16 protein-coding genes are annotated in these 12,338 nt (G+C 59.6%); 8 read left to right on the forward strand and 8 right to left on the reverse strand.

Annotation, left to right across the window (positions count from 1 at the left end; translation table 11 throughout):
- Window positions 1-17: 17 nt before the first annotated feature.
- The 3 genes from M0D64_RS02110 (at window position 18) to M0D64_RS02120 (ending at window position 1,354) form a co-directional block, all read left to right on the forward strand.
- Entirely contained in the window at window positions 18-404 is a 387-nt protein-coding gene (locus tag M0D64_RS02110) for a hypothetical protein (RefSeq protein WP_154563012.1), read from the forward strand.
- A gap of 203 nt (window positions 405-607) precedes the next feature.
- On the forward strand, window positions 608-952 hold the full coding sequence (locus M0D64_RS02115) for an RHS repeat-associated core domain-containing protein (protein ID WP_233464960.1): 345 nt from the start codon (window positions 608-610) through the stop codon (window positions 950-952).
- Between the two features lie 84 nt (window positions 953-1,036).
- A complete protein-coding gene (locus tag M0D64_RS02120) occupies window positions 1,037-1,354 on the forward strand; it encodes a DUF4279 domain-containing protein (protein WP_233464961.1) in 318 nt (105 codons plus the stop codon).
- Window positions 1,355-1,404: 50 nt separating this feature from the next.
- On the opposite strand, the gene M0D64_RS44820 is transcribed toward M0D64_RS02120, so the two are convergent.
- Complete coding sequence (locus tag M0D64_RS44820) at window positions 1,405-1,605, reverse strand: SymE family type I addiction module toxin (protein WP_323135760.1); 201 nt, start codon at window positions 1,603-1,605, stop codon at window positions 1,405-1,407.
- On the opposite strand from M0D64_RS44820, the gene M0D64_RS44825 reads away from it, so the two are divergent.
- From M0D64_RS44825 to M0D64_RS02135, 4 genes are all read left to right on the forward strand, one after another.
- The gene (locus M0D64_RS44825) at window positions 1,604-1,747 is read left to right on the forward strand and encodes a hypothetical protein (RefSeq protein WP_266240399.1); all 144 of its coding nucleotides are present in this window, start codon (window positions 1,604-1,606) and stop codon (window positions 1,745-1,747) included. The two genes, M0D64_RS44820 and M0D64_RS44825, sit on opposite strands and share 2 nt — an antisense overlap.
- Before the next feature lie 186 nt (window positions 1,748-1,933).
- On the forward strand, window positions 1,934-2,191 hold the full coding sequence (locus M0D64_RS02130) for a hypothetical protein (RefSeq protein ID WP_154563018.1): 258 nt from the start codon (window positions 1,934-1,936) through the stop codon (window positions 2,189-2,191).
- 338 nt (window positions 2,192-2,529) lie between these two features.
- Window positions 2,530-2,856 carry an RHS repeat-associated core domain-containing protein gene (locus M0D64_RS44830; protein WP_154563020.1) on the forward strand — a complete coding sequence of 109 codons (327 nt, stop codon included), beginning with the start codon at window positions 2,530-2,532 and terminating at the stop codon, window positions 2,854-2,856.
- An 8-nt stretch (window positions 2,857-2,864) separates the two neighbouring features.
- Window positions 2,865-3,383: a hypothetical protein gene (locus tag M0D64_RS02135; RefSeq protein WP_154563022.1), complete on the forward strand. Its 519-nt coding sequence runs from the start codon at window positions 2,865-2,867 to the stop codon at window positions 3,381-3,383.
- Between the two features lie 124 nt (window positions 3,384-3,507).
- Here M0D64_RS02135 and M0D64_RS02140 read toward each other — a convergent pair whose 3' ends face one another.
- The 4 genes from M0D64_RS02140 to M0D64_RS02155 all read right to left on the reverse strand — a co-directional run bounded on the left by M0D64_RS02140 (window position 3,508) and on the right by M0D64_RS02155 (window position 7,774).
- Complete coding sequence (locus M0D64_RS02140; protein ID WP_154563024.1) at window positions 3,508-3,627, reverse strand: SymE family type I addiction module toxin; 120 nt, start codon at window positions 3,625-3,627, stop codon at window positions 3,508-3,510.
- A gap of 27 nt (window positions 3,628-3,654) precedes the next feature.
- Window positions 3,655-5,310 (reverse strand): J domain-containing protein, encoded by a 1,656-nt coding sequence (locus tag M0D64_RS02145; protein WP_266256418.1) that lies wholly within the window; start codon window positions 5,308-5,310, stop codon window positions 3,655-3,657.
- Between the two features lie 6 nt (window positions 5,311-5,316).
- Window positions 5,317-7,026, reverse strand: coding sequence for a molecular chaperone HscC (locus M0D64_RS02150; protein ID WP_266256419.1), 1,710 nt, complete (start codon window positions 7,024-7,026; stop codon window positions 5,317-5,319).
- Window positions 7,027-7,312: 286 nt separating this feature from the next.
- A complete protein-coding gene (locus M0D64_RS02155) occupies window positions 7,313-7,774 on the reverse strand; it encodes a GNAT family N-acetyltransferase (RefSeq protein ID WP_266256420.1) in 462 nt (153 codons plus the stop codon).
- 157 nt (window positions 7,775-7,931) lie between these two features.
- Here M0D64_RS02155 and M0D64_RS02160 point away from each other — a divergent pair, with 157 nt between their 5' ends.
- Complete coding sequence (locus M0D64_RS02160; protein WP_266256421.1) at window positions 7,932-9,386, forward strand: PLP-dependent aminotransferase family protein; 1,455 nt, start codon at window positions 7,932-7,934, stop codon at window positions 9,384-9,386.
- 55 nt (window positions 9,387-9,441) lie between these two features.
- On the opposite strand, the gene M0D64_RS02165 is transcribed toward M0D64_RS02160, so the two are convergent.
- The 3 genes from M0D64_RS02165 to M0D64_RS02175 form a co-directional block, all read right to left on the reverse strand.
- Window positions 9,442-10,545: an FAD-binding oxidoreductase gene (locus tag M0D64_RS02165; protein WP_266256422.1), complete on the reverse strand. Its 1,104-nt coding sequence runs from the start codon at window positions 10,543-10,545 to the stop codon at window positions 9,442-9,444.
- 179 nt (window positions 10,546-10,724) lie between these two features.
- Window positions 10,725-10,928, reverse strand: coding sequence for a DUF3562 domain-containing protein (locus M0D64_RS02170; RefSeq protein ID WP_028195916.1), 204 nt, complete (start codon window positions 10,926-10,928; stop codon window positions 10,725-10,727).
- 184 nt (window positions 10,929-11,112) lie between these two features.
- On the reverse strand, window positions 11,113-12,177 hold the full coding sequence (locus M0D64_RS02175; protein WP_266256423.1) for a DMT family transporter: 1,065 nt from the start codon (window positions 12,175-12,177) through the stop codon (window positions 11,113-11,115).
- Window positions 12,178-12,338: the final 161 nt, after the last annotated feature.

Consider the following 12,338-nt stretch of genomic DNA (forward strand, 5'->3'; position numbering starts at 1 on the left):
TGACTGAAGGAAAAAACATGTCGCTCGAATTCAGCAATTTGTTCTCCCGTGCAATTTCTGAGTGGCCTGCCGAAATTGACTTGCGTTCTCTCTCGACGAGCAAATCAGGATCGGATCGATATTCCGTTGATGGACTCTATGACATGGCCGATGAACGTGAGAGTCGGTATATTGGCTCCTCTGAAGAGACGATCATGCGCAATTTGCATACAGCGCTCTATGAGGTTCTGCATGGGGTCGCCGCCTATGTGATACGAATCAAGCTATCTGATTTGCGAGCCGAAGCTGTCCGGGTTCGGCTGGAGCGACGTCTTCGAGAATACCTAGCTGCGCCTGATGATTGTAGTCCCCAGGATATCGAGTTAGGGAAGCGCTACTTTGCTGAGAACAGGAGGGATGCTTAGGTTCTTTCCAGTTCGTTCGTCTGGGCGGTCAAATAGTTAGACAACAGAAGGGTCGCGCGAGCGGCCTTTCGTTTGTCTAGCCCCGATTGGGCGGAGTAGTGAACTAGAGGTGGTCATGGCCAAGTGAGCATAGATACGATCATCTAAATGCAGCTACGACGCGACCACCCAACTGCAAACCGCGGAGTAGGGCTGCAGTACCGATGTATTACTATCGCAATCGCTACTACAGTCCGCAAACCTCAAGATTCATCAGTGAGGACCCGATCGGCTGGGAAAGTGGGCAGACGAATGCGTATGCTTACGTAGGTGGGAACCCGGTTCAGTTTAACGATCCCTACGGTCTACATAAGGGCGACCAATGGTACGGGTACAACGATAGGAATTTCCGCGATTGGGTGCATGGCATAAAGCAGGACGAAGGTATCCCGGGTCCAGTTAATTTCACTAAGCCCATGCTTGACGACTTCTGGACTCAGTGGAACGGCCAAGGTTGTCCGGCGGGGAAGGGTGGCAAGAGCGGCAAAGGTGGCCAGTCGCGGTATTAACTTATTGGACGAAACATGTCAGCTTGTGCGCGGACCTATGTAACGCTTTGTATTTATGGTTCTGATGCGGACACGATGAATCGCATGGCGGACGAGATCAAAATGTCGCCGACCAGAACCAGCAACAAGAACGGCCTTCTTGGCTGGTTCTTCGACACCAAGGAACTCGACTCTGTCGACGTCGCGGATCATTTGGATCTTTTACTGCGAGAGTTGGAAGCGTATGGCGTTGACATGAAAAAGATTAAGGAGATGGGCTGCTGGTACCGAACTTACTGCTTCTGGTCTTCCGTTTCGGGAAATGGTGGCCCTGCGCTTGGGCCGAAGCAAATGGCGGCACTGGCATCGCTGGATATGGAGTTGCACTTTGATTTGTGGTTTGACCCGCCGGAAGAAGAGTAGCTGTAGCGGGATTGTGAATTGAAGAAGGGCCGCTTGCGGCCCTTCTGCTTTTAAAGCGGCGTAATGATGAGCTTCTGGTGTTCGACGGTGATACGCACGCGGGATCCGGGCCCGAAACCGGCGGTCTCGATCCAGCGCCCGGAGAGCTTCATCCACGGAAAGGTGGGCGGGTCCTTGCGCAGATGGGAGGATGCGCAGACGGGTAACCTAGTGACGCAGGAATACCGTGTTGAGGGACCGGTGTCGATCATGCTGACGACGACGGCGATCGAGATCGATGAGGAACTGCTGAACCGCTGCCTGATCCTGACGGTCGACGAGGGCCGCGAGCAGACCGAGGCGATTCACCGTTTGCAGCGTCACAAGAGGACGCTCGATGGGCTGCTAGCTTAGGTCCCTTTAACACAAGCATCGGTGTTTCCAACGGAGTGGAATTTAACCAGTCTGATTCTTCAGGCCTTCCGGGATTCGGTGGAAGGCCCTATCGAGGAGCCGGCGGCGGTATTGCGATCGGCTTCCCAAGTGCAGGTTTTGGAGGGGCTGCTTGCGCAGCAGTCGGCATTGAGGTGACCTATACTCGTGGCAAATAAATTCATGTTCTGGCCTGTGATCAAGGTGGTAATACTATTGGTAGTGCTTGTGGCAGGATTGTCCGTGCAGCCCGTTGCCAATATGCCGCTTGGGAGTTGGGTATTCATAGGCGCGCTAGCAAGTGCGATGGGTTTTTTCCTGGCCTTGTGTGTTCTCTTTTTAAACCATCTTTTCTGGCCAAAAGGTAAAAAATGGGGGGCTGCCGGCATGGTCGAACGGTTTGTTGTCACCGTGGCAACTGTTTGATTTTTACTCTATGGTTTTGATGGTTGTGGTTGTCAGTAGCGGATTTTCTCTATGGGCGAAGCACGGGTGGCGTGAGGCTACGTTGGCATTGTTCCCGTTCGGAATGGCGTGTGGGATATGGATTGGCGTTCGACTTGGGGTTGTGATTTTTAAGTCCAGAGTGCTTGCGCCTTCGTGAGGGAATTTTTGTATAGGGTTTATCTACCGCTGACCCTCGCGTAACCGGCGATGCGCCACCTGCAATTCGGCATACGTCAATAGTGCGGTACGTACGTTCGACTGGTGCAACAATGACGTGACCTTCCAACTGCAAACCGGGTTGGTCTATCGTAGTACCGATGTATTACTATCGGAGCCGGTACTATAGTCCGCAGACCGGACGGTTCATCAGTGAGGATCCGATTGGGTGGGCCAGTGGGCGGACGAATGCGTATGCTCACGTCAACGGGAATCCGGTTCAACTTAACGACCCGTTCGGTCTCAGGTCGACAGGTACGCCGGGCAACAATCAAGCTCAAAACAAACAAGTTAGCGATATCGTTAGGGAGCTTGGCTTGACCAAAGGTCAGCGTCGTAAGTTGCATGACGCGATAACTGGTCAAGACTACGGCTACCATGAGATCAAAGCGAAAGCGATAGGTATGTTTTGCCCGACCAATAACTAGGCGGAAGTATGTTGCGTGATGACATAAAAGACGCTTTTTCGGACGTCTGCGGCTTGCCCACCTGGCAGGTCCGGAAAGGCGTCGGATCGTACCTTACCCTGGAGTACGGTGACCCGCATCTGCGGATTCAGGAACCGCGTTTGTCGCGATCGGAGTTGCCTGAAGTGCACAAGTCCGCAGATCGTCGTCGGGTAGTCGTGTCTGGTCGGTGGCACCTTTGGATCTATATGTGCAACTGGACGATAAGCTCGAATGGTACGTGGCTCGCGGACAACGAGGCGTCGAGCGAAGCCATCAATGAAGCGTCGCAATATCTCGATGGGCAAATATTGATGTCGATCGAGGTCTTACCGAAAGATGTAAAGACGGTCTTTCGGTTTGATCTCGGCGGAGAGCTTGCAACATGGCCATATCTGGACGAGGGAGATCGATATGAGGAGCAATGGCTGCTCTACGACTATGAGGCGAAGAAGGTGCAGACGCTTAGAGGTGACGGGACTTGGCTTTGTGAGCCATTAGATGATTGATCTGTTGCCGCCGTTGCCGCATCGTGTCTAGCCGTACAAGACAAATATTGAATTGCAAATCGCTATATTTGTTGTCTGTCGTGGTTTAGATAACAAAGGGCCGTGTTTCACGGCCCTTCTGCTTTTAAAGCGGTGTAGTGATGAGTCTCTTGTGCTCGACGGTGATACGCACGCGGGATCGAGGTTCAAAGCCGACGGTCTCGATCCATCGCCCGGAGAGCTTCATCCACTGAAGTAGGGTCATCCCATGCACAGGTGCCCACGCGAGCGGTTATTGCGCCGTCCGCTGCGATAGACGTCGTTGTTTCAGCTCTTCAATAATCCAAACACTCATCAATCCCGCGCTCACGCAAGCGATGATGTCCGGCTTGGAGAGTGCAAGCGCCAACCAGACGAGGTGTACGTAGCCACGGAAAAAGGGCGGCACAACCCGACGCAAATCAGCCCAACGCGTCGTCGCCAACACACCACCCGCTGCGGCCATCACCGTAAAAAGCGCCCACGCAAATTGCGTCGAACGCTCGTCCCTTTGCAACAGCAAAACGATCAACGTGACGAAACCCGCAAACCACATCGTCGCTCCAAACCATGCGAGGCGGGGGCGACGTGCGAGCCAGCCGCGACACTCCTGCTGCGCAAAAGAGAAGAAGAAAGCAAACAGCACGCCGTGCGCGAACGGCATCTGCCACGCGCGAGGATCCGTGGAGAGCCAATGGCCGGCGAAGCCGAACCCGATCGCTCCGACGGCGGCGAGTATCGCGAGTTGTTTGATGCGCGGCCATCCATAGATCAGCGCGGCCCACATCGTGCAGATCCCGAGTGTGTCCATTGCGATCGACGTCAAGCGCCCGCTGCCTCCGTCGCACAACGCGGCGGCGGTCGCGCCAAGCCACACCGGAATCCATCCGTAACGCAGCCAGCCAATCGAGCGCAGCATCCGCAGCCGCTGTTGCTGTGGTTCAGACAGCAGCACAGTCGTCGCGGCGCTGGTGACCAGCGTCACCATCAGAGTGACCAGAAGCACGGCCAGCTGAACGGGCGTCCATTGATCGAACCACCGATCGCTATTCAGGTTCATCGACGCGTTGGCGAACAGCAAGCCGCACCATGCGCTCAGCACAAGCGCTGGACCGAACAGGCGGCCCGCGCCAATCCGGAACGACAGGCAGCGGGTCCAGAATTCGACCTTCTCGCTGTCGAGCCGCAGGCGTACGACATTCGGATGATAACGACCGAGCGTGGTCAACAACTGTTCCATCTCGGTTCGCACGCCAGCGCGCAGCAATGCATGTGCGCCGGCCGCCAACTGAGGCTGCGGCCCCTCGAGCAGCGCCATTGCATTTGTGAAGCGTAGGCGCAACGCGTTGTAGTCCTCATCGGCGAATACACGATCCAGCGCGAGTGTTGCGATGGCTGCGTTGCGCCGCCTCAGGTGGGCAGCGTTGTCCCGCCATCCCAGGACAGCACTTAGATTCATACGCAGCGTGGCCGGCGCATCCTCGTTCAAACAATGAACCAGCGCTTGCCATTCGAGTTCGTCGCGCGTCTGAATATTGACGACGACCGCAAATAGATCCTGCAGCGAACGACGCGACTCGAGCTGACCCCGTTGCGAGACGAAGTGCTGCCACAACTGCACGGCGCTTTCGAAGGCGTCGTGTTCGCGGAGGTGTGCCTCAGGCGGTGGGCTTGGCACCGAGACTGGCACTGAAGCCGACACCACGGCTATCGTCCCCGCAGCGCCGCCGCTAGCCATCTGTAAAGCCGACTCATACGCGTACCGAAGCCGCTGAAACGCTTCAGCGTCCTCATCTGGGCGTTGCTGTTTCAAAAGACGCGCATAAGCGCGGCGCACGGTGCGCTCGTCGGCGTTTGCCGCAATGCCGAGCACGTCCCACGGCCAGTGGTGGGCAGAAGTCGTATCCATAGCCGGTCAGTACGTCACATGCACATCGAAGCGATCCAGCAACGCGCTCAATTCGCTACGCGCATGGGCGATTTCCTCGGCGTTCTGCCGCTCGAGCAGCGACTGAAAGCGCGCGATATACGCGGCCAGATATTGCCGATGCTCCCCCAGCGTTTCCTCATAGACACGATCTGCGCGCGTGAGCAACGTGCGATTTTCCAACTGATCGCGCGGATGGATCTTCAACGCAGCCAATGCCGCGAGTCGTTTGCCAATTTCTTCAGGCGTCAGCACGCCGGGGTTTTCTTCGATCACCATCGCGCGCTTCACGCCGCCGGGAAACGCAGTGGCTTCCACTTCCAGCACGCCGTTGACGTCGTAGGTGAAGCGCACATCCGCACCCGCCTGGCCAGCCGGCTTGACCGGCACATCGAGCGTGAATTCGCCAAGCGGCACGTTGTCGACCGTCAAACGCGCTTCGCCCTGGAACACCTTGATGCTCAACTTCTGCTGACGGTCGCTGACCGTAAAAATGCGCTGCATGCGGCTAACCGGCACGATCGTATTGCGCTCGATGATCGGCAGAAAATGCCCCGGCACATACTGATTGGCACTGACCTGCATCGCAGTATCGATGCCGAGGCTATACGGCGCGACATCCGTCAGCACCATTTCGTCGAGACCTGCGTCTCGCTTAACGAGCCCTGCCTGCACAGCAGCGCCGAGCGCGACGACTTCATCCGGGTTCAGATTGGCGGCGGGCAAACGGCCGAACATCTTCGAGACCAGCTTGCGCACCATCGGCATACGCGAGGCGCCGCCGACGAGGATGATTTCGTCGAGCGCATCCACGGCGATCTTCGAATCGCGCAATGCGCGCTCGACCGGTTTGCGCAGACGTTGCAGCAGATGCTCGCAAGTCCGTTCCGCGGCCGCCGCATCGAGTTCGAGGCTGTGCTCGTTATCGCCAACCGTAAGCTTGAGCGTGACGCTATCGGCGCCGCTCTGCGTGAACAGACGCTTCGCACGTTCGGCCTGCTGATGCAGACGTTGTGCAGCAATGGGCGTGAGCGATTTGACTTGAAGGCGATTGCGCTGGCAGAACAACTCAACAAGCGCCTCCGTGAAATCCTCTCCACCCAGAAAATTGTCGCCCGTGCTGGCGCGCACTTCCATCACGCCTTCGAAGAAGTCGAGCACCGATACATCGAATGTGCCGCCGCCCAGATCGAAGATCAGGAACTTGCGTTCACTGTCGCGCTGATGCACGCCGTACGCGAGCGAGGCCGCGGTCGGTTCGTTGACGAGGCGCAGCACATTGAGCCCGGCCAGTTCGCCGGCGATGCGCGTGGCCTTGCGTTGCGCGTCGCTGAAATAGGCGGGCACGGCGATCACGGCGTCGCTTACGGTTTCGCCGAGAAACGCCTCGGCATCGGCCTTCAGCGATTTGAGCACCAGCGAAGACAGTTCCTCCGGACGCAGTGTCTGCACGCCAAGCGACACGTTGCGATTCGTGCCCATGTAGCGTTTGAAGTTGGCGGCGGTGCGTTCGGGATGCGTATGCAACCGGTCATGGGCGGGCCGGCCGACGAGGATGGAGCCATCGTCGTCGATCGAGACGCACGACGGCGTCAGCACGTCGCCCAGCGGGTTCGGGATGAGGGCAGCCTCGTTATTGCGCCAGACGGCCGCAAGACTATGCGTGGTTCCAAGATCGATGCCGATGATCGAAGGCATGTACAGTTTCCGATTCGTTTTGCGCCCCTCCGTGAGGAGATCGCCCAAGGTCGCGTGGGAGCCAGATGGCGCTCCGTCCAATGGCGATAACGGCAGGCTGCCTGCAAACTTGAGCGGTGAAGGGGAACGAATGCGGTGAGAGTCGATGAGGACGATGCGCTACGCATGCCGGCAGGATCGGCCGCCGGGTATGCGAATGCGGTGCCTGGTCGCGCAAGAATGGCGACGCGAGAAGGGGATGCAAAGCGGGGACGCAAACCCCGCTAGGCGGGCCTGCTGCGGTGTATCACAACGCCTTGCGGTAGATCAGGAAACCGGAGTGGTCCGCGACCTTGTCGTACAGCTTCATTGCCGTGTGATTCGTCTCATGCGTCTGCCAGTAGACCCGTTGCAAGCCGTCGGCCTTGGCGCGCGCATACACCGCTTCGATCAACGCACGGCCGACGCCTTTGCCGCGCTCCGCTTCCAGCGTGTAGAGATCTTGCAGATAGCAGGTCGGCGCCACCATGGTCGTGTGACGGTGATACAGGAAGTGCACGAGGCCAAGCAACTGGCCGTCGCGTTCGGCGACCATCGCGTGCATCGGCTCGTAGGCATCGAAGAAACGCCCCCATGTGACCTGCGTGACCTCGAGCGGCAATGCCGTTTCACCCGAGCGGCCGTAGAACGCGTTGTAGGCGTCCCACAGCGGCAGCCAGGCGTCGAAGTCGGCGGGCGTGACGGGGCGGATTTGAATCGCGTCGGACATGAGTGTGGCTCCTTGTGTGGTGATGGTTGCGGGCGAGTGGCTCGCGGCTGCTATGGCTGGGTCGACTAGGCGTAGAAGGCTGCACCAACCGTCAGCATAAGAAATTTGTGGCACCATTGTTAGCTCCACAATGCGACCGAAATTTGGAGCCACGGAATTGGACTACGGCCTGTTGATGTCGAACGTCGAGCGCGCAATGGGTGGGCGCAAGCTCACGCAGCAGGACTTGCTCTACGAGAGTCTGCGTCGTGCGATTCTCGATGGCGATATCCGCCACGGCAGCCGTCTTCTTGCGACGCGAGCGCTTGCCGAACAATTGGGCATTGCGCGCAACTCGGTGCTTTACGCGTACGAGCGGCTCACCGACGAGGGCTTCATCACGGCGAGCCGGCATGGTTCCATTGTCAGCATGGTGAGCGGTTCAGGCGCTTCGATCTCGGCAGCAAGCGGCAGCGTGCCGACGCCTGAAAACCACCTGTCACGCCGTGTCGCCGACCTGCCGCGCGAGCGCACGAATCCCGACGACCCCACGCCGTTTCGTCCCGGCGTACCCGCACTCGATGAATTTCCGCTCGCGCAATGGCGTGCCTCGATGGAGCGCGCATGGCGTGTGGTCGAACCGCGCGAACTCGGTTACGGCAACAACGCCGGGCACCCTGCATTGCGCCGCTCGATCGCGGAATATGTGCGCGTGTCGCGTGGTGTGCGGTGTTCCGCGGAGCAGGTGTTCATCACCTCGGGCACGCAGGCGAGTCTCGATCTATGCGCGTGCATGCTGGCAGACCCCGGCGATAGCGTCTGGGTTGAGGACCCCGGCTACCACGGTGCAAAGGCTGCATTCCAGGCCGCTGGTTTGCAACTGGTGCCGATTCCCGTCGACGCCGCCGGCATGGCGCCGACGCCCGATCACTGGGAACAGACGCCACCGCGTCTGATGTACATCACACCCTCGCACCAATATCCGCTCGGCAGCGTGCTGAGCCTCGAGCGGCGCTGGTCGATCATCGAGAACGCAGTGGCGCGCGGCGCGTGGATCATCGAAGACGACTACGACAGCGAACTGCGCCACAGCGGTCCGCCGTTGCCATCGATCCAGGGCCTCGCGGCCGACACGCCGGTGATTTACCTCGGCACCTTCAGCAAGACGATGTTTCCGGCGCTGCGGATGGGCTTCATGGTCGTGCCGGCGCACCTCGTCGCCAATATCGACGAGGCGCTCAGCGAGATCGCACGGCAAGGCCGCGTGGCTGAACAGATCGCGTTGGCGGACTTCATCGATAGTGGGAAATATGCGCGGCATCTGCGGCGCATGCGGCGACTGTATCAGCAGCGCCGCACCGCATTGGTGAATGCGATCGAGCGGCATATGGGCGACCTGGTGACCGTCTCGTCCGACGGCGGCGGCATGCATCTGACGATGCGGCTCGATGTGCCGCTGCGCGACCAGGACGTAAGCGCAGTAACACGCGAGCACGGTTTGCAATCGCTGCGCTCAGTGCGTTTTGTCAGCCGCCTGCTAAAGACGCCGCGCGCTACAACGGCTTCATGCTCGGCTACGCGGGTGTCAAACCGCACGAAGCCGACGCGCTGGTGGCGCGACTCGCCGCCGTAGTGCGTGGGCTACGCTAGATCACGAACGAACGTCGTATTGTTATGACGAAAGAGCGCTAGACCGCTTCCGCCCTGAGCCAACGCGCGACCCCGGCGTCGTCATCGGAATCCAGCGCTTGCGCGACCCGGCGCCCGACTGCCGCGCCGAATTTATAGCCGTGGCCCGAGCATGCCGACACCACCAGCGTGTTGCCGATGCGCTTCGAAAAAAAGCGTTCATCTGCAGTGAACGTGTAAGCGCAGGTTTTTACTTCGGTAACCGTATATTCGGCGATGCGGCTGAACGGCGGTGAAAACAACCGGCGCAGACTGTCGCCTTCTCCGGGCGCCGCGATGCGATTGGCATCAGGATCAGGCGCACGTGATTTGTGCACACTGGCGCCGAACTTCAGACCGACATCGTCGATTGGCGGCAGCACGTAACCGCTGCTTGCGCCGCCAATATCGACGATAGCGGGCGCATTCGACCATGCATCCGCCAGATCCGCGGGTGGCTCCATATAGGCGACCACGTTGCGATAAGTCATCAGGTTTTCGGCGAGCGCGGGGAACAGTTGTAGCGTCCACGCGCCGGCGGTGACCACGAGCCGGTCGGCGCGAATGATCGTGTCGTCTTCGATCCGCACGGAGGCCGCATGCGCATCGACTGCGAGTACCTTGGTATGGGTGCGAATCTCGGCGCCGCGCATCTTGAGCCAGGCTTTCATGTCGCGAGCGATGCGTTCGCTAAACAGCGCACCGCCATCCTGATCGAGGTAGGCGTAGCGAAACGTGGCAGGGTCGAGAAACGGATAACGCTCGGCCGCTTCGCGCGGGTCGAGCTGTTCATACTCGAATTTCATCCGGTCGAGGCCGGCGCGAAATTGCTCGCCGCCATCGCCTGCGTGTTGCGAAATGCCGAGCACACCGCAGTTCGCATAGTGGGACACGCCCAGGTCATTCCACAGCAGATCCCAACTATCGAATGCCTCGGCGATGGTGCGTGCGTAGCCGTCAGCATCGCCATAGGCGCGGCGGATCATGCGACTTCGGTCGCCCGAGGCGGCGAGTGGGTTCGGAATCGAGCCCTGCTCAATCAGAGTGATGTCGTGTCCCAGCTTCGCAAGCGACCACGCTGTGCTCAAACCGGCAATGCCCGCGCCTACGATTGTCACCCGCATGCCATCTTCCCCCGAGTCGATGTATCCGGGTCAGAGTCTAGCAGTGGGAAAAATAAACCGGTACGCGTTCTGGTAACGCGAAAAATAAATCGGTATGTGTTCTAGCGAATCGCCGCACGAGCCAGCGGGGACGATCCAGCGTGCTACGAGGCAGGCGGTGGTCTCCGCGCGCCGCCAAATCAGTGTTTGTGTTTCGAGGTATGGCGCAGCTTGTCGCGTACTTTTTTCGCGGCGAACAGCGGCACGTAATCGAATACACGCGCTTCGTGCCGGTAGTCGGCCAGTGTGTCTGCATACATCTTCGAGACCGTTTCCGTGGGGGTATCGGTTTCCTCTGCGATGCTTCTCACCACTTCGTCGACATTAGGCTCGGGTTGGGACATGGAACTCTCCGGGGCAAACGGGGTGGACCGGCGGGGTTGCCGGGAACGGGCGCACGACAGGAGTTTCATTAGAGGATGCGATTGGCCGCGATGCCAATTGAATTGGTCTATCGAATGACTCGCTCCACAGAGATTTTTGTCTTGCGCTGCAGCAAGCGCCCGCCCCACGCGGTGAAGCGAGAAATCAATGTGTATGCCGGTGATGAATATCTGGGAAATGCGCGTGCGCGTGCGTGATCGGCGCATGGGAATGCGGATGCGTGTGCGGCTCGTCGCCGTCCCATGCGAAATCGTGCTCGTGCTGGTGATGCGCATCGTGCCGATGACGATGCGTGTGGTCCAGCGGGGCGTGAGTGTGCGGATGCTCGTGACGTTCGCGGATGTGCAGCCAGACACCCAGCATCATCAGGGCAGCGGCCACCCAGAACAGCGGTGGCGGCATCTCCGGCCACAGCAGCCACGATAAGGTCACGCCAAATAGCGGTGCGACCGAGAAATAGGCGCCGGTACGCGCGGTGCCGAGATTGCGCAGTGCGACGACGAACAGCACGAGACTCACGCCGTAGCCTGCGAAACCCGTCAGCATGGCGAGTGCGACAGTCGCGGCCTTGGGCCACGCTGCACCAAAAGTGAGCGCGAGCGTCACGTTGACCGACCCGGCCACGAGCCCTTTTACGCAGGCAATGAACATGGCGTCGTGAGTCGACACCTTGCGCGTGAGATTGTTGTCGACCGCCCAGCAGGCGCAGGCGCCAATTAGCAGCAGTGTGCCGGGCGGCAAGCCGGCCGCGCCGGGCTGCCACGACAATGCCACGCCGCCCGCGACGATCGCGGCCATGCCCAGGAACACCTGAATGTCGACGTTCTCGCGAAACACGATCCACGCGATCAACGCGGTGAATACGCCTTCGAGATTCAGCAACAGCGAGCCGGTGGCGGCTGGCGTCGTTTTCAGACCCAGCATCAACAGTGCCGGCCCCGCGACACCACCGGCCACGATCGCGCCGGCGAGCCACGGCACTTCGCGCACCGGGAAGCGGTGGTGACTGACCGGCTGCCCGTCCGCCTGACCTTTCAGGCGGCGCGCCAGAATCACGGCGGCAAGGCCCGTGCCGCTGCCGAGGTAGAACAGTCCGGCCAGCAGAAACGGCGACAGCGAGCCGAGCAGCGACTTGGCGAGCGGCGTGGTCGCGCCGAACAAGGCGGCGGCGAGCAGAGCGGTGAAAGCTGCGTTGAAGCGAGTCGGCATGAGCGGAAGATTCGGTGGAGGCAGGCGTTGCCGACACGATACCGCTATCGGGCCGCGGACGCCTAGCTCCGTTGAACAGATGATCGGGCCGGAAATCCCGCCCGCGTGCATCCGATCGCGCCCTTACAGCGTATAACCCGCATCGCCATCGAATGAGGCCC

The sequence above is a fragment of the Paraburkholderia sp. WS6 genome (genome assembly GCF_030464835.1).
Lineage (GTDB): Bacteria > Pseudomonadota > Gammaproteobacteria > Burkholderiales > Burkholderiaceae > Paraburkholderia > Paraburkholderia madseniana.